The sequence below is a fragment of the Pseudoalteromonas sp. P1-25 genome, from assembly GCF_001401805.1.
In the GTDB taxonomy this organism is placed as follows: Bacteria; Pseudomonadota; Gammaproteobacteria; order Enterobacterales; family Alteromonadaceae; genus Pseudoalteromonas.
Window position 1 is genome coordinate 17,139 of record NZ_LKDW01000010.1, and the last position, 18,537, is coordinate 35,675.

Sequence of the window (18,537 nt, forward strand, 5' to 3'; positions counted from 1 at the left end):
TAACTCAACTTCATGTGCTTACTAAACACTAACCCCACTTAAATACAAAAAAGCCACGGCTATTAACCGTGGCTTTAATTTTAAATTTTGGACTAGCCTTATTGTAAAGCTTTCTCAACAACAGGGTAATGATCCCAAACTTGTTTGTCGCTCAGTGAACGAACTAATTTAATATACTCAGCGTGAGTCCATGCCAGTGGGGTTGCTGAATTAGTGCCCTCACCTAGCTTGTAACCTGCTTTATTTACGCCTACGCCATCCCATACTTGCTCGGGTAACATAAGGCCGTTATTAGCAAATTGCTCTAAGCCTTTTACATAGCTGTTTTTAATCTGTGCTTGTTTAGCATCATTCAGAGCGTTGTTTGCATTCGCAGCTGCGATTTCGTAATGCCCGCGCTCACCGGTGAAAAATGGCCAAACACGACCGCGTTGACCTGGTGTGTTGCTACCACCTTCTGCATAGTTGGTGCCTGTTATTTCATCTTCACCGTAGCCGTCGTTACCATAGCGGCGGTAGCCTGCAAATGTGCCGCTGCCATCGTCAAAGCTAAAGCTGTATCTAACTTGTAAGTTATCTTCAAGCGTTTCGTCATCGTACTCTGGCAGTGTTTTAACAATGCTTTCGTCGTTAGCATCGCGAACGCCATAGCGTACTAGCTCTAAAAAACCGCCATCTAAAATTTGCTTTTTATTAAACCCTTCGCGGCCATTATTAGCGTTAATTTTAGTGTTTGAGTTTGCATCGGTATCTTGGCCTATACGAATAAAGTATTCGCCATCGCTATTCTCGCCTTTTAAGTTACCTTCGGTAGTAAACATGTGCGATTCAATATCGTTGCTGTATTTTTTAGCCGTAGCAAGGTAGCGCTTTGCGTTTTTATCATCGCCACTAAGCGTTGCAATATCGCTTGCGGTAATAAGGCCAGCGACTATTGCTGCAGTTGTTGAAGGGGAGTAACCTTCTTGCTCTTCCCAGCGCTCTTGCTGTGTTGCCGGTGGTGTAATTTGTGTGTCGTTCCACAAAATTTTAGTAAGCCCGCCATCTACTAAAAAATCAGCCGCGGGTTTTAACATTTTGCCGTACCAACTTTTTAGCTCTTCATCGCTAAGTACATTGGCCTTGTGTAACTTCCAGGCAAGCATTATAGGCATAGCTGTTTGGTCAAGCTGTACGCCTACCCATTCTAGTTCACCATCTACATGTGTTTTTTGTAAAAACCAGCCTGTATCGCCTTTATTGCCCGGCGTTTTGCTGTTTACTTGTACTTTTTCAAGGTATTCGAATGCTGTTTTTGCTGTGGCAGTATCGCCAAGCGCCATAAATGCCATGGCTACTTGATAAAAATCGCGCACCCACACCGCTTTATAACCTGTAGAACCCTCTTTAGCAGATACCGTTTCGCCCCATGGATTAGATAGAGAAGCAATTAATGCCCCTGCGTGTGTTTTATCTTCTTGAGCTTTTAATACCATGGCACTGGTGTATAAAAGCTTGCCGTTATCGGCGGTTTGCTCGACCATGCTATTGAGCGGCTTTAAGCTTTGTAAGTAATCTTGCCAGCCCAGCGCTTCCCCTTTTCCGTTATAGTGTTCAAGTACTGTTTGATACCCTTTTGCTAAGCTTTTTTTACCTTCATTGAAACTTTGCTGCTGCGTTTTGCCAAAGCTTAGAGCCAAATCAAAGGTGGTATTTGCGCTTATTTCACCAAGCTCTGCCAACATACTTACGTTACCAGCAGATTCGCCAGTATTTGTGTATTGGTTTTTTATAGATTGCGTTGTTTTAAGCGCGTTAATACCATCGCTTTCACCTGTAAAGCCCACTGTTTTAGCTTTAAATGGGGTTGCTGATTGAAGTGATAAATAGTTATCGTCTTCCCATGCAACGAGGCCGTGATCTGTTGTTTTAGCAAAGTCACCTAAGCCGTTGTTGTTAATGTACGGATTAACAGACACATACGCTTTTAGCCCTTCAAGCTCAGTATTAAATATGCTACGTACAAACAGGGTTTGCCCGTCAGGGTCGGTAAATATGTGTTTTTCTAGGCTAAAGCGGCCTTGTTTATCAGTGCTTGTTACTTTATAAGCAAGCGAAAGTGGGCGACCTTGTGCATCTTTATATAAATAATCTATGGTGACATCTAATTCATCAGCTTCACTAACGGTAAAGTCTTTACCTGTAACAACAAATTGCATGTCTTTAATTTGTGCTTGGTGAATAAGCCCAAACATGGTTTCGGTGATCATACCTTTAGCAATTGAAAACCATACTTTAGATACATCACCCGTTGCAGCTGCATCCGTATATTGACCGTTTTGGTATTGTTCAAAAGATGTACCAATACCTGTTTTACCTGCATAAGACCAAAACGGCTCTGCACCTGGGGCACCAGGTGCCGATGTAACTTGTGCAGCGGTAGTTTCATCAGTCGTGCTTGTGTTTTGAGCGCCACAAGCCGTTAAACCTAACGTTAAAAGTGAGGCGGTGATAAGGTTGTATTTTCTCATTGTGTGTCCTTAATTTGAATTTTTAACGCGCATTACAGCAATGCCGGCAACAACAAACGAGGCTGCACCAATTAATAATGCGTAAATAGGCTGATTTGAAAATGCATGGCGTAAAATAAGCCCTAAAATACTGGCGGCAAGTAACTGAGGTATAACTATAAAAAAGTTAAAAATACCCATGTAAACGCCCATTTTGTTACTCGGTAGAGCATTACTTAACATGGCGTAAGGCAGCGATAAAATAGACGCCCAAGCAAAGCCCACACCAATCATAGGAATAAGTAACATTTTAGGGTCTTGAATAAGCATAAAGCTTGCAAGCCCTAATGCGCCCAGTAATAAATTAAAACAATGCGCGCCTTTTAACCCCATTTTTTTAACTAAAAACGGAATACACATAGCGGCAATAGCGGCAAAACCATTGTACGCGGCAAATAAAATGCCTACCCAGTCTGCACCATCGTTAAATGCTTGAGAGGTTGCATCGCTACTACCATAATGAAAGCTTGTAACTGCCGCCGTGGTATAAATCCACATGGCAAATAAAGTAAACCAGCTAAAAAACTGCACCCAAGCAAGCTGTTTCATGGCCTCTGGCATGGTAAATACATCTTGTACTACTTGGTAAAAACCACCTTGTGTTTTATTGGCACTTTTAAGTGCTGCTGCAATCCACTGCACAATACCGAACGCAAGTAAGCCACCAGCAAGTAGGTAAAGCTCTTTTTCAAGGGATAGCCCCATTACTAATGCAAGGGTTGCTAAACCCAGCACCAAAAAAATAATGGCCCCCTTATTAAAGTTAATATCAACCACGTTGCTTGTTGTAGGTTGAGCGCATTGTTTTTCAAAAGCCGCTAATTGCTCCGGGCTGTATTCTTTAGTTCGTGCCACGGTCCATAGCACGGCGACAAGTAACACCACCCCGCCCCAATAAAATGAGTATTTAACTGATTCAGGAATTTGCCCCGGTGCCGCGGTATTACTTACCTCAAACCAGTTGGTCATCATCCACGGTAACGCCGAGGCTAACACCGCACCAATACCAATAAAAAAGCTTTGTAAACCGTAACCTGTCGCACGTTGTTTTTCTGGTAGATTATCACCAACAAGCGCTCTAAATGGTTCCATGGTTACGTTGATTGACGCATCCATGATCCATAACATACCGGCGGCAATCCAAAGTGTTGGCGAGTGCGGCATAATAAACAACGAAAGCGTTGTGAGCACAGCCCCAACAAAAAAGAATGGACGGCGACGACCAAAGCGCCCCCACGTTTTATCGCTCCAGTAACCAATAATAGGCTGTACAATCAACCCAGTTAGCGGTGCTGCAACCCATAAAATGGGAATATCATCTACTTGTGCGCCTAATGTTTGAAATATACGGCTCACATTGCCGTTTTGTAGGGCAAAACCAAACTGTATGCCTAAAAAGCCAAAGCACATGTTCCATATCTGCCAAAAACTTAAATTTGGCTTATCGGTATTATTATTTTGATTATTCATTATTAGCCTTATTTATTAATACTGCGCTGCTAAATGCATCAAGTGTGAGGTTAAATGTAGCGCCTTGCGTATGAGCTTTAAGCTCGGTGGTGTGATTCTCAAGTAAATCATTTAATAGCGTATTTTCACTCATTGCAGCTAATTGTGCCTTTGATACATTAACTGTAATTGTTTGTGGCTGCTCGCTGAAGTTACTTAACACATACACACTTTGCTGACCTAAAGAGCGGGTAAAACCAACAACGCGCTCACTGCCTTCAAGTTTAAGAGGTGACATCTCTCCTCCCACTACAGCGGGTAATTTATTAAGTGACATAACCGCTTTGTAGTAATCACGAAGTGCGACTTGATCGGCGCTTAAATTAGCCCCATCAAATTTTCCGTTATTCATCCATGCTTGGTGCGCAGGTACGCCAATGTAATCAAAGATACTGGTACGTGTCGGCGTTCCAAACCCTGCGTTTTCAGAGCCATCCTCTCCCACGTCCTGACCAAAATATAAGAGGGTTGGCGAACGGCTGATCAAACTAGAGACAACTAAAGCAGGTTTACCCCACTGGGCATTACCGGCAAAGTCTGGGCTGGCGATACGTTGTTCGTCGTGATTTTCTAAAAAATGCAGCATGTGCTGCTCTATGTCGAGCACACTTTGATGCGCCTCAAAAATACTATTGGCGGGTTGTTTTAGTTGCATTATTGCTTTTAAGGTATCGTAAAAGCCGACCTTATCGTAAAGGTAATCCATTTTACCTTGTTGAATATACGCTCGGTACATTAACGGGTTATATACTTCGGCCAATAAAAAGGCGTCGCTTTTTTGCATTTTTATTGATGAATTTAAAAAGCTCCAAAATTCAACCGGTACCATTTCGGCCATGTCGAACCTAAAGCCATCTACCCCTTTGTCTAGCCAAAAAAGCGCAATATCTCTAAATTTGTACCAGCTATCTGGTAGCTCTTTATCTTGCCAAAACGCATAATGGGCATGGTAATCCTTGTCTTTATAGTCGTTGGGCAGCTGAGCAAAATCGAAACTACCATCTGGCTTAACACCATAATTTACTTTTACTGTTTCGTACCAGTCGTTAATATCGGGTTTTGGTGCACGGGCACCGTTACCTGTCCATTTAGCAGGCGTTTCATCAAAAAAGCCATCTGCAAGAGGGTGAGCCTTTCCACCTAGCGCGGTGTAGGTTGTAGAGGTAGGTACTTGAAATGACTGACCCGGCACATAATAAAAGTTGTTATTTTTATCGTACGTTTTGCTGGTGTCGTCTTGCGCGCCGAAATCCTCTACGCCTTTAGGCTTTCCAAGTGATTGATAATTTCGGGCAACATGGTTAGGCACTATATCAATAATGACTTTCATACCGTGACTATGTGTACGCTCTATAAGTGCAGTAAATTCATCCATGCGGTTTGATACGTTAACGGCTAAATCGGGGTTAACGTCGTAGTAATCTTTAATCGCGTACGGTGAACCCGCGCGGCCTTTTACTACATCGGGGTCATCTTGTGAAATACCGTATTCGGTATAATCGCCAACTAGGGCGTGGTGTAACACACCAGTATACCAAACATGCGTGGTACCAAGTTCTTTAATGCCTTTAAGCGCTGCGTCGTTAAAGTCGACAAATTTACCTACACCGTTTTGCTCTTTAGTGCCCCAAGGCACATTGGCTGTTTCGGTATTACCAAACAACCGAGTAAATACTTGATATACAACCGGCTTGGTAAGCTCATTTTGCGTGTGTACAGGTGTTTGCTGTTGTTCAGGTTTGTTATTTTCTGAACACCCAGTTGTAACAAGTAAGCTGCACAGTACTGCGGATACATAAACGGATTTTTTCATTGCGTGTCTTTTGTCAGTATTGTTATTAACTTTATACTAAAGATTACTGCAGCAACCATACAGTTGCTGCATACGTATTCAGGTCACTATTGTGGCGTATTTATAACGAGTACCGTTGCGCTCATCGCTGGTAATTCAATGGTTTTGCCAAGCTTTTGTGTTTTTTGAGTAAATAAATTAAATGCTGTTGTGCTGTTAGGCATCACCTCTTGCATATACCCAATATTTTTTTGTAGCGTTTGCGTGTTTTTATTCATAAATACCAACACTGTTTGCTCGTCGCTAATACGCGCATAACTATAGACCCCTTGTTGAGGCGTAAAATGTACGAGTTTACCTTTATCTAATGCTGAGCTATTTTTTCTGAAGTTAAGCAGCGTACTAATGGTGTTATGCATCTCTTTTTGCTGTTTTGTTAAACCCTCTTTGGTAAAGGCATTACGTGTTTGCCCTTCAAATCCACCTGGGAAATCGATTCTAATATCACCATGGTCTTTACTGGGGGTGTTATCTAATAGCACTTCCGTACCGTAATACATTTGCGGTATACCACGGGTGGTTAAAAACAAGGTCATTGCCATTTTAGTTTTAGCTACATCTTGGCCAAGTTCAGTGTAAACACGGCTCATATCGTGGTTATCGGCAAATACCATAATGTTATTGGTATCAGGGTATAAAAAGTCATTCGCTAACGATTCATATACTTTAACCCAGCCCGTGTTCCAGCTCTCATCTTCATTTAGGGCTTGAATTACCGACTCTTGCAACGAAAAGTCCATCACGCTTGGTAAGCTTGATGTATAGCCATCTTGATTATGCTTACCACGTTGCCAGTAAGAGGCAATAGCAGGGTTAGACGTCCACTCTTCGCCAACAATATTAAAGTCTGGGTACTCTTGCATTATGGCTTTTGTCCAATCACTCAAAAATGCTTTATCTGAATATGAATAGGTATCGACACGTATGCCGCTTAAATCGGCGTATTCTATCCACCAAATCGCATTTTGAATTAAGTATTCACTTACCAGTGGTTGGCGCTGATTTAAATCAGGCATGGTTTCTACAAACCAACCATCGTTAAACTGGCGTTTGTCGTATTCACTGGCGTGTGGGTCTTGTATGGTTTGGCGTGCATGGCTGGTGGCATTTTTGCCTTTATTAAACTCACCATTAAAGTTAATCCAATCTTTAGTGGGTTTATCTTTAACCCATGTATGCTCAGAGCCAAAATGGTTAAGGACCATATCCATAACCAGACCTATCCCCTGCTCTTTTGCTTTTACTGATAGCGTTTTGTATAACTGGTTTGAGCCCATACGCGGGTCAACTTTATAAAAGTCTGTAATTGCATAACCATGATAAGAATAGTTAGGCATGTTGTTTTCAAGCACTGGGGTTAACCAAAGCTGTGTAACACCTAAATCGTTTAAATACGGTAGTGCGTTTATAACGCCCTGAATATCACCACCGTGGCGCCCCCCTTTTATGCTCGGGTTTGCTGCTTCTAACATGCTAGGGACGGTATCGTTTTGTTTGTCACCATTAGCAAAACGATCAGGGTTAATTAAATAAAGCGTATCAGCTGATGTAAACCCTTGACGCCGTGCGCTGTTTTTATCTCGTTCAAGAAGTGGAAACTCAAAGTTATTGCTTGTTTCGCTGCTATTAAATTCAAGTGTTCCGGCTTTAGCTTCGTCGGTAATGGTAATATTTAAAAATACATAATTTGGATTATCTGTACGGGTTATTTTATTTAACTTAACGCCGTTGTATTTAGCTAATTTAATTTGCTCGTTTGCAATGTTTTGCTCATGCACCATGATGGTTATGGTATTTTTGTTCATGCCAACCCACCAATTAGCGGGCTCAACGTCAAGTGCGTAGCTAATGGTTGGTAAAGTACAGGCACTTACAAGTAAAAGTTTATTTAAAAGTTGCATCATCAGGCCTTTTTAATTTTTGCTAAAAATTCTTTATGAGTAGGTAGCTGTTCTACCGTTGAAGTGATCAAAGTATTTAATGTGGAAAATAAATCGTTAAGTTGTTCACTACTGAGTGAGTCAACAATACTGTTGTAATCTTCAGGGATAAGTCCTTGGCCTATAAATACTTGTTGCCAAGCAACTTCGGCAAATAATTCGTCGTTCTCGCGCACGACTTTGCCAGTTTCCTTAAATAACTCGAGCTTGTGGGCCAATGAGTCAGGTATGTCCATTTGCTTGCATTGTCGCCAAAATGGAGAGTCTTCTCGCTCAGTTAGCTTATAATGCAAAATTATAAAATCACGAATGTGTTCTATTTCAGTTACGCTTTGCCTATTAAATTCAGTAACTAACGCATCGCTAATCCCATTATGCGGAAACAACTTTATTAATCGGGTCACGGCGCTTTGTATTAAATGAATACTGGTTGACTCTAACGGCTCTAAAAAACCACTGGCAAGACCAACCGACACCACATTTCTGTGCCACTGTTTTAACCGCCGACCTGTTTTAAATTTTATAACACGTGGTGCTGTAATCAGTTCAGCTGACAAATTATTTAATAATAACTGCGTTGCCGCATCGTCAGATAAATAACGGCTACAGTACACCAAGCCGTTACCGATTCTGCTTTGCAGAGGTATTTGCCACTGCCAGCCCGCGCTGTGTGCAATTGAACGCGTGTAAGGTTTTAGCTCGTCTGTACCTTTTGACTGCACCGCCACCGCGCTATCACACGGTAAATAATGAGCCCAATCTACAAAACCTGTGTTAAGGGTTTGCTCTATTAATAAGGCGCGCTGGCCAGTAGCATCTATAAAAAGGTCACCGTTTATTTGCTGTGAGTTATCAAGGGTTAAAGATTTTATATTCCCTGATAGCGGACATTGTTCAACCTGCTCAATTTTGGCATCAACATGCTCAACACCACGTGCCACTGCGAGATTTTTTAAAAACTCAGCATATAAAGTGGCATCAAAGTGATAGGCATAACTCAAGCCGGGTAATTGCGTATTAGGAATGGTATTTAAGGGTGCAAACTTATGTTTTTTTGCTGCTTGGTAATTTAATGAAAAATCCCATAGGCTGTTTTCAGAGCCTGTAATTTTTCCTTTTATCCAAAAATTGTAAAAATCGCAAAAGGGGAAGTCTTTTCCAAATGAGCCAAAAGCATGCATGTAGCTATGAGAGGTGTTTTTCCAATTTTCGAACTCAATTCCTAATTTTATAGATGCATGTGTAGTGTTTATAAAATCTTGCTCGTTTATACCCAGTGCGTTGTTAAGTTGAATAATAGGCGGAATGGTCGCTTCACCCACGCCTATCGTGCCAATAGTGCTTGATTCTATAAGCGTTATTTTAATCACTTTACCTAACACTTTATTAAGCAAAGCAGCTGTTATCCACCCTGCCGTACCCCCACCAGCGATTACGACGTGTTTTATTGGTTTCATAGTAGTGTCCACGTTTAGCCCCACAAAATGATTAGGTAATATTGCGGATTAATATTAGATAAAGTAGCTATAAAAAAGCCCTTGTAAAACAAATTACAAGGGCTCCTACACACAACCTTTATTATAGCTTGTAGCTAAAGCCTAACAAGTAAGTACGCCCGTAATCTTGGTAGTCACGAACTTGCAGCGCGTTATCGCCAGAAAGCGATGTAAACGGCTCTTCTGTTAAGTTTTGAACTTGGAACTGAATTGATAACCCTTCAAGGCTTTCAACACCAGCTTCAGAGAAGTCATAACCTGCTTGCACATCCCAAATAGTCTCACCCAGAATGTCAACTTGTTGAGTGTCAAAACCTAACCCGTATACATCACCTTTAAAGGCACTACGTTTACGCATGCTGGTACGCAGTTGAATACCGTTCATTTCATAGTAAACCGTCAAGCTTTGAATTTTGTCAGACAGACCAGGCAGTTCGTACTCATTACCGTTTTGATCTTCAATATCAGACTCAATACCGGTATGGCTTGCAATTAAACCAAAACCTTCAAGTGACGGGTGGAATATTTTAAATGGAAGCGCGAGAGATAGCTCGTAACCGTATAAATCACCCCCACCGCCATTGACTTTACCGCTACCTGTGCCCTCAGATGTTGCAGGAATTTCGCCTGTTGATGGGTCAGCAACGCCAGACATATCAATTTCGTAAGTGCCGTCAAAAATCCACTGCGTTAAGTCTTTATAGAAAAATGCAGCAGAGAAGTAACCTTCATCACTAAAGTAGTTTTCGTACGTTAAATCGTAACCAGTTGCCTCTTTAGGCTCTAAGTTAGGATTACCACCGGATACTGACCAAAAGTTACCGTTTTCATCAGGTGTTGTATTGTATGATGCGTCGATAGAGGCATTCATTTCATCCAAACGGGCACGAGAAATTGTTTTAGCGGCACCAAAACGTACTGTTTGCTGCTCATCAATTGCAAGTGATAAGTTCAAACTCGGTAATACGTGAGAGTAATCGTGGCTAATATTGGTAGGTGATGCCACAACAATACCATCTACAGTGCTAAATGCATTACCTTGCGATGATTGGTCGGTATGAACGTAACGTACACCTATGTTACCCGTTAACGCTAAGCCGTTTACTTCGGCATTAATATTAGCTTGTGCAAATGCAGAGGTGATTTCTTCTTTAACTGTCCACGATTTAGTTAAATGACTAGTATTCGTTAAGCTTTCATCCAGTAAGTCGTAGTAGCCGTCATTAACAAGACCATTTACATCGTAGGCAATCATATCGCCCATGCCAATAAAGCCTAAGTCAACACTCCCCATACGATATTGCTCTGGCACAGTTAGCATGCCAGGATTATCAAGCGAAAAGTCAGATAACGTCATAAAGAAACCTTGCGAATCTTTTGTTTTTTCGCGTTCTTTATAAGACATACCAAACTCAATAGAGCTGAAGTATTCGTTTTCTAATACTTTTGATGCCGCTAGCTTTAACGTAGATAGTTCATCTTCAATCGTTGGTGCATTAATGAAACCGTCTTGCGCTTGGTTTTCATACTCAGTGCCCGTTAAACCATATTTATCGTTTAAGGCAGAGCTTGCCCCCCATGATAAAGGGCCACCTAATTGTATTAGGCTGTAATCACTGTAATCTAAGTCATGAGTAAACGTAGCGCCAGTATTCCCACCATTAAAGGTGTAACCTAAGTTATCTGCAACACCACGAGAATCGCCGCGTCCTGTACCTGAGTAACTTTCAAGGCTCCATATTTTGCGATCAACTTGCGAATAACTGGCATCAAATTCTACTGACCATGAATCGTCAATATCGTATTTAGTATTAAAACCAAACGCGGTTAGCTCTGCTTCACGCTCTTCGTAGTCGTTGCGAACAACCACGCGCTGTCCATTAGTTACCGCACTGGTAATAAAGCCGCTTTCTGCATCTACAGATACACTTGCAGGGTCAATCGAACCTTGGCCCCATGCAAATGGAATTTCGATACCACGTAAGATTTTTTCATCAGTAAAATCAACATACAATGCATCAAACGTCATGTTTAGTTTGTCTGTTGGAGCCGCTTCTAATACAAGCATGGCTGAATCACGCTCAAGTGTTGATGAACGCACAAATGGTTTTGCGCCACCTAAAATTGAGTACGTATTACCATCATCAGCAGTAAACTCTGGGTAACCCCACGAGTTCCAACGTTTTTCTTGGTTTGGTGAGCTCATGGTGTTTAGTGCAAATGCAACACCTATAGTGTCATCAGCAAACTGATCAATGTATGAAATAGTACCGCGGTAACCATCGTCGTTACCGTCTGGGTTTAGTTTATCAAAGCTGGTTTGCTCGTATTGGCCATTAACTTGGAATACACGCTCGCCTTTACTTAAAGGACGCACGGTTTGCATGTTAATAACACCGGCAATACCTTCGGCTTCGATACTTGCGTTAGGTGTTTTATATACAGTAACGCCGCTCATGATTTCTGAAGGGTAAAGGTCAAACTCTACGCCGCGGTTATCGCCAATAGATACTTGCTCGCGGCCGTTAAACGTAGTACCACTTTCGTTTTCACCAAAACCACGAATTGATACTCTACTTGCACGACCATCTAGGCGCTGCGCCGTTAAACCAGGTAAGCGTGCAATAGACTCAGCAATTGAAGAGTCAGGTAGTTTACCTATATCTTCTGCAGAAATAGATTCTACAACCTGTGTAGAAAAGCGTTTGGTGTTGATAGATTCAACAACACTGCCACGGAATCCTTTTACTTCGATAACCTCAACGTCATCATTTTTAACTGTATCTTCTTGCGCTGCTACAGAGACAAAGCTTGCTAATCCGGCAGTTGCCATTGCCAACGTTAATATACTTGGTTTGAACATAGACATGATGTTTTTCCCGTTACCCATATTGTGATACCCGCTTCTTTATTTGAGTGATAGTCAAACAGGCGAGCTAATTTTGTTGTCAGCATCAATATTAACGCTCGAATTATTTTATTAACAACTTTATGCATACGTATTCAAAACTATGCAACGCGTTAAAAATTAACACTTAATTCACAATAAAACCTCTAACCCACTGATTTTAATATTATTATTTTTGTGCAATATGATTGTTAATGAATTTTATAAAAATACATTTGTTCGCACTATAAATTACTCACAATACAGGGTGTAAATAGCGTTAAATAAAGCATTTTTTAATATTTAAATAAGTTATTTTCATAATTTCCGTTTTGTGAAATTGGTAAGACCATTCACCTCTTTCACCAATACCGTGCAAGCCTTTTAAAATAAGCACCAAAATAGACCCGCACTGTTTTATTTATAAGTAAAAAGAATGATTGGTAAAGTTAGTAATAAAAACACAGCACCTTTAATACACCTTCTTAAAAGTACTTTTAACTAAGTAAATTAACTGCATACGTATGCAGGCTTTTTACAGTGTAGCCCCCTTCACGTATGCTTTTTGAAAGTTTAGCGATTGTTTCAATCGAACTAATAACAATATAAATACTGTGTGGAACGACGGAGAAAAGCATGGCCCAACAGCAGTGGTATAAAGGTGCGGTTATTTATCAGGTTTACCCGCGAAGCTTTCAAGACAGCAATAACGATGGTATTGGTGATCTTAAAGGGATAATTAATCGCATTGATTACATTAAAAGCTTAGGCGTTGACGCTATTTGGATTTCTCCTTTTTTTAAATCCCCAATGAAAGATTTTGGCTATGATATTAGCGATTATCGCGACATAGACCCGATTTTTGGTGACTTAAACGACTTTGACGAATTAATAGATCAAGCACACAAACGCGACATCAAAATTATTATTGACCAAGTGTTAAGCCATACTTCAGACCAACATCAGTGGTTTTTAGACAGCCGCGAAAACCAAAACAATGATAAAGCAGACTGGTATGTATGGGCGGATGCTAAAGACGATGGTACAGCACCTAATAACTGGCTTTCTATTTTTGGTGGCGGTGCGTGGCAATGGGAGCCTCGTCGTGGTCAATACTATTTACATAACTTTTTAACCGAACAGCCAGATTTAAACTTTCACAACCCTAATGTAAGAAAAGCTGTGTTAGAAAACGTAGAGTTTTGGCTTAAAAAAGGTGTGGACGGTTTTAGGTTAGACGCTATTAACTTTTGCTACCACGATGCACAATTACGTGACAATCCAGCAAAGCCTAAAGATAAACGCCAAGGCCGTGGCTTTAGTGAAGATAACCCGTATGCGTTTCAGTACCACTATTATAATAACACCCAGCCTGAAAACATTGAGTTTATGCAAGACATACGTGCATTACTTAATAAGTACCCAGGCACTGTGTCACTGGGTGAAATCTCATCAGAAGATTCATTAGCAACAATGGCAGAGTATACTCAAGGCGGTGATAAGCTGCACATGGGCTACAGTTTTGAGCTATTAACTGATGACTACTCAAGCGAATACATTAGAGAAACCGTACAAACACTTGAGCAACGTATGCTTGAGGGTTGGCCGTGTTGGGCGTTTAGCAATCACGATGTAGAGCGCGTAGCGAGCCGCTGGAGCCAAAATGGTGAAATTAACCCAGCACAATGCAAAATGTTGACTGCTTTATTAGCGTCGTTGCGTGGTAGCGTATGCATGTACCAAGGTGAAGAGCTTGGCTTAGGTGAAGCTTCTGTTGCATTTGAAGACCTACAAGACCCTTACGGCATTACGTTTTGGCCAAACTTTAAAGGCCGTGATGGCTGCAGAACACCCATGCCGTGGGATGACAATGACTCAGAACATGCAGGTTTTAGTAATACCAAACCTTGGTTACCGGTAGATAACGCGCACACTCAACGTGCTGTATCTGTTCAAGATAAAGATTCAGACTCTATACTTAATGCCTACCGTGAGTTTATGGCATGGCGTAAACAGCATGCTGTGTTATTAGAGGGCGACATTGAGTTTATTGATACTGCTGAGCCTGTACTCGCTTTTTACAGAACATTAAATGAGCAAACTATGCTGTGTGTGTTTAATTTAGCACAAACCAATCAAACATTTGAGCTGACTAAAACAGTGACTGAAGCGCATGACTCATTATCTCATTGTAATGCCACACTAGATGGTAATACGTTAAACATGAGCGGCTTTGCGTGCTATTTCGCTTTTGTAAATTAATAAAGCTCTAACAGATAGTTGAAAGCCCGATTTATCGGGCTTTTTTGTGCGCCTAACACTTGTGGACGCTTTAGTAGGTATGAAACTAAATAGCTGCTAGCGCATTATTAAACTAACTTTTTTAATGTGATTGTGTTTTGCTATTTAAATAATCAGTGAGTGCAAATAATACACCAGAGCTCACAAAGGTAACATGGATAATCACCTTCCAAAATAACTCATCACTTGAGTGAATATTTGAATTAATAAATACCTTTAAAAGCTCAACCGCAGATATGGCAACAATTGCACTAATTAACTTCATTTTTAAGCCAGAAAAACCAACTTTCCCCATCCACGATGGCCTATCTTCATGGTCATCAATATTAAGCTTTGAAACAAAGTTCTCATAACCACTAAAAATTATAATAAGTAATAAACCAGCCAGTAAAGCGGTATCAACGAGGGTAAGTATACCCACTAATAACTCTTGGTTTGTTGCACTAAAAGTGGCAATACCCATTAAATAAAGTTGCTTAAAAAACTTTATTAATAGCAATATAACAGCAAATAGTAAGCCTACAAAAAACGGTGCTAATAACCAGCGACCTTTAAATATAAGCGACTCTAAGCCCTGCTCTACTTTGTGTATTTTGCGAGGCGTATTAGTTGTTTTTACTTGATGTTCTGACATTAACGTATCTTTTTATAAAAAAGCGACCTTAGCTTATAATTTATTTAAGCACAATTACTTATACAATTATTTAAGCGTAATCTACTCATCTTGACGATAAAAATTTTTCGTTATCTTTTATTTTAATTTCGTTTAAAAATCACTATACCAACAGAATTGTTCTGCATTGGGCACTGTTTAAATACCACTTTAAAATGTATTTAAATCGTCAAACTATTTATTTAGGAATCAACAAATGAATAAAGCATTGCTAGCGTTAATAGTTGCGCCACTTTTTTCTGTTTCTGCAACAGCTGCCATCGCAGACGATGCACCTGCTGCTTCTACACAAACAATTAAAGAATACACAGATATGTGTGTAAACTGGGCTAAAGATGACGATGTAGCGAATGAAGACCTTTTAGGTTACGTACTTCAATGTGTAAATGATGAACTGGAGTCTGAAGGTTATAAAAAAGTATCATCTGTAAAAATTTAAATTATGCGCATATATGTGGCTAACAAAGCCATTGCGAAGCATATGAACTTATAAAAAAACCGGAACGACACAGGCTGTGCGTTCCGGTTTTTTACTGGCTAAAAAACAAGTAACGGGTTAGTTACTCTTCTTCTTTTTTAGCTTTTGTCTTTTTTGCAGGCGCTTTTTTAGTAGCAGCCTTCTTTTTAGGTGCTGCTTTTTTCTTCGCTTCTTCTACCCATTTACCCGCTTCGTAGTGTGCGGTCCAGCCTGTGGCTTTTCCGTCGACTTCAGTCATCACGTATTGCGCTTTATTTTTACGGCTATAACGTACTACCGCTAAATTACCATCAGGATCTTTTTCTGGTGCATCAGCTAAATAATAAAACTTAGGTGAAATACGGTCTCTAAAACGCTTTAGCTCGGCCACTTTAGGCGCGCGCGTCTCGCGTGATTTAGGAAAAGTATTAGCCGCTAAGAAAATACCCGCAGCCCCGTCACGTAAAACAAAATAAGCTTCAGACTTTTCACATTCAAGTTCAGGTATGTGAACAGGGTCCTCTTTTGGTGGCGCAGCTTCGCCGTTTTTAAGTAACTTACGCGTATTTTTACACTCTTCGTTGTTACAACCAAAATACTTACCAAAACGGCCCGATTTAAGCTCCATGTCTGAGCCACATTTATCACATTCGATAATAGGCCCATCGTACCCTTTAATTTTAAAGGTACCTTGCTCAACTATATACCCTTCACAAGCAGGGTTATTACCACAAACATGTAATTTACGAGTTTCGTCTATTAGATAAGAGTCCATAGCCGTTTCACAGATTGGGCAGCGTTTCATTTGCATTAATGTTTCTGTTTCAATGTCCTCAACATCAGCAGCAACCGCTTCATCCCCTGAAACTAAGTTCATTGTGGTTGTACAGCGCTCTTTAGGCGGTAAGTTATAACCTGTACACCCTAAAAATACACCTGTAGATGCCGTGCGAATACCCATTTTTCTAGCACATGTAGGACAATCAATGTCGGTTTCGACCATTTGATTCAAGCGCATACCGCCCTGCTCTGGCTCATCTTTGGCTATATTTAATTGCGTAGAAAAATCAGCATAAAACTTATCAAGCACCTGGGTCCATACACGCTCGCCTTCGGCGATGTCATCTAAACGCCCTTCCATTTTTGCAGTAAAGTCAAAGTTCATTAAATCAGTAAAGTTTTCGACTAAACGGTCGGTAACTATTTCACCCATTTTTTCGGCAAAAAAGCGACGGTTTTCTACTCTTACATAACCACGGTCTTGAATAGTCGAAATAATTGAAGCGTACGTAGATGGACGTCCAATACCACGTTTTTCTAGCTCTTTTACTAAACTTGCTTCACTAAAGCGCGCTGGTGGTTTAGTAAAATGCTGTTTAGGATCAAGCTCAATTAAGCTCAGTACTTCGCCTTCTTTAACAGCAGGAAGAGACTGATCTTCTTCATTCTTTTTACGCACTGCTGGCTGTACTTTAGTCCAACCATCAAAGCGTAATACTCGACCTTTTGCTTTAAGTTGGAAGTCGCTAGCGGCCACAGTAAGCGTTGTAAGGTCATATTCTGCAGGTACCATTTGGCACGCTACAAATTGACGCCATATTAGCTCGTAAAGCTTTTTAGCGTCGGCATCGACACCTTCAACATGGCCCGAAAGCACAGTCACACTTGAAGGACGAATCGCTTCGTGCGCTTCTTGCGCGTTACCTTTAGAGCTATAGCTGATTGGATCTTTTGGTAAATACTTGGCACCAAACTCTTGGGTTACATAATCACGACACATTTCAACCGCATCTTTAGACAGATTAGTTGAGTCAGTACGCATATACGTGATGTAACCACCTTCGTATAAACGCTGTGCAAGCATCATGGTCTTTTTAACGCCATACCCTAAACGGGTGCTAGCAGCTTGTTGCATGGTTGAAGTGATAAAAGGTGCGCTTGGGCGGCTTTTACTTGGTTTTTCTTCAACATTTATTACTTTATATTCCGCGCTCTCAAGCGTTTTGACTGCAGCAGTAGCCTGAGCCTCATTAACTGGCTTAAATGGCTTGCCTGCTTGTTTAGTGACTTCTAAGCGTAATTGTGACTCGCTATTTTTAACATCGGCGTGTATATCCCAAAACTCTTCTGGAATAAACGCTTTAATTTCACGTTCGCGCTCTACTAATAAACGAACCGCAACCGACTGTACACGCCCTGCTGAAAGACCACGTGCTACTTTTGCCCATAATAACGGCGATACCATAAAGCCCACTACACGGTCTAAAAAACGACGTGTTTGTTGGGCATATACCATATCGGTATTTAGCTCACCAGGAGTTTCAAACGCTTGCTGAATCGCATTTTTTGTAATTTCGTTAAATACAACACGTTTGTATTTTTCAGGCTCACCACCAATAATTTCTTGAAGGTGCCAAGCAATTGCTTCCCCTTCTCTATCCAAATCCGTTGCGAGATAGACTTGGTCTGCATTTTCGGCCAGCTTTTTTAACTCTTGAACTACTTTTTCTTTACCTGGCAAAATTTCGTAATGTGGCTCCCATCCTTTTTCAGGATCAATCCCCATACGTGCAACTAAGTTTCTGTAATCTCGTTGCTGTTTATACGCTGCTTTTTCTTCAGGCTCCATTTTACGAACTTCAGCTGGCGTTTTAGTCGCCGGTACTTTAGCTTTACTCGAACCTGATGTAGGTAAATCACGCACATGTCCAATACTGGACTTTACGATGAAGTCTTTACCTAAGTATTTATTAATTGTTTTAGCCTTAGCAGGTGACTCTACAATTACTAGCGATTTGCCCATAGTTGCCTATTTCTAACCAAATATTTAAATGTGTTTTGCCGACATAAACGGCGCGAATATTTATAGGTAT

General features: G+C 40.8%; 10 protein-coding genes. 2 read left to right on the forward strand and 8 right to left on the reverse strand.

Translation table 11 applies throughout. The features are described 5' to 3' along the window. Nucleotides 1-98: 98 nt before the first annotated feature. The 6 genes from AN393_RS08300 to AN393_RS08325 form a co-directional block, all read right to left on the reverse strand. Complete coding sequence (locus AN393_RS08300) at nucleotides 99-2,510, reverse strand: glycoside hydrolase family 15 protein (protein WP_055017809.1); 2,412 nt, start codon at nucleotides 2,508-2,510, stop codon at nucleotides 99-101. A gap of 9 nt (nucleotides 2,511-2,519) precedes the next feature. Continuing rightward, nucleotides 2,520-4,019, reverse strand: a complete 1,500-nt coding sequence (locus AN393_RS08305) for an MFS transporter (protein ID WP_055014990.1) — start codon at nucleotides 4,017-4,019, stop codon at nucleotides 2,520-2,522. Beyond that, a complete protein-coding gene (locus tag AN393_RS08310; RefSeq protein WP_055014991.1) occupies nucleotides 4,012-5,871 on the reverse strand; it encodes an alpha-amylase family glycosyl hydrolase in 1,860 nt (619 codons plus the stop codon). Before AN393_RS08310 ends, AN393_RS08305 begins: the two co-directional genes overlap by 8 nt. 86 nt (nucleotides 5,872-5,957) lie before the next feature. Further along, nucleotides 5,958-7,814: a glycoside hydrolase family 13 protein gene (locus tag AN393_RS08315; RefSeq protein WP_055017810.1), complete on the reverse strand. Its 1,857-nt coding sequence runs from the start codon at nucleotides 7,812-7,814 to the stop codon at nucleotides 5,958-5,960. After that, on the reverse strand, nucleotides 7,814-9,307 hold the full coding sequence (locus tag AN393_RS08320) for a tryptophan halogenase family protein (RefSeq protein ID WP_055017811.1): 1,494 nt from the start codon (nucleotides 9,305-9,307) through the stop codon (nucleotides 7,814-7,816). Before AN393_RS08320 ends, AN393_RS08315 begins: the two co-directional genes overlap by 1 nt. Nucleotides 9,308-9,428: 121 nt before the next feature. After that, nucleotides 9,429-12,215 (reverse strand): TonB-dependent receptor, encoded by a 2,787-nt coding sequence (locus AN393_RS08325; RefSeq protein ID WP_055017869.1) that lies wholly within the window; start codon nucleotides 12,213-12,215, stop codon nucleotides 9,429-9,431. Nucleotides 12,216-12,869: 654 nt separating this feature from the next. On the opposite strand from AN393_RS08325, the gene AN393_RS08330 reads away from it, so the two are divergent. Beyond that, nucleotides 12,870-14,495: an alpha-glucosidase family protein gene (locus AN393_RS08330; RefSeq protein WP_055017812.1), complete on the forward strand. Its 1,626-nt coding sequence runs from the start codon at nucleotides 12,870-12,872 to the stop codon at nucleotides 14,493-14,495. A gap of 121 nt (nucleotides 14,496-14,616) precedes the next feature. Here AN393_RS08330 and AN393_RS08335 read toward each other — a convergent pair whose 3' ends face one another. After that, complete coding sequence (locus AN393_RS08335; RefSeq protein WP_055014995.1) at nucleotides 14,617-15,168, reverse strand: TIGR00645 family protein; 552 nt, start codon at nucleotides 15,166-15,168, stop codon at nucleotides 14,617-14,619. Between the two features lie 235 nt (nucleotides 15,169-15,403). On the opposite strand from AN393_RS08335, the gene AN393_RS08340 reads away from it, so the two are divergent. Next, nucleotides 15,404-15,646 (forward strand): hypothetical protein, encoded by a 243-nt coding sequence (locus tag AN393_RS08340; RefSeq protein ID WP_055017813.1) that lies wholly within the window; start codon nucleotides 15,404-15,406, stop codon nucleotides 15,644-15,646. Nucleotides 15,647-15,767: 121 nt separating this feature from the next. On the opposite strand, the gene topA is transcribed toward AN393_RS08340, so the two are convergent. Continuing rightward, on the reverse strand, nucleotides 15,768-18,467 hold the full coding sequence (gene topA, locus AN393_RS08345; protein ID WP_055014997.1) for a type I DNA topoisomerase: 2,700 nt from the start codon (nucleotides 18,465-18,467) through the stop codon (nucleotides 15,768-15,770). Between the last annotated feature and the right edge of the window lie 70 nt (nucleotides 18,468-18,537).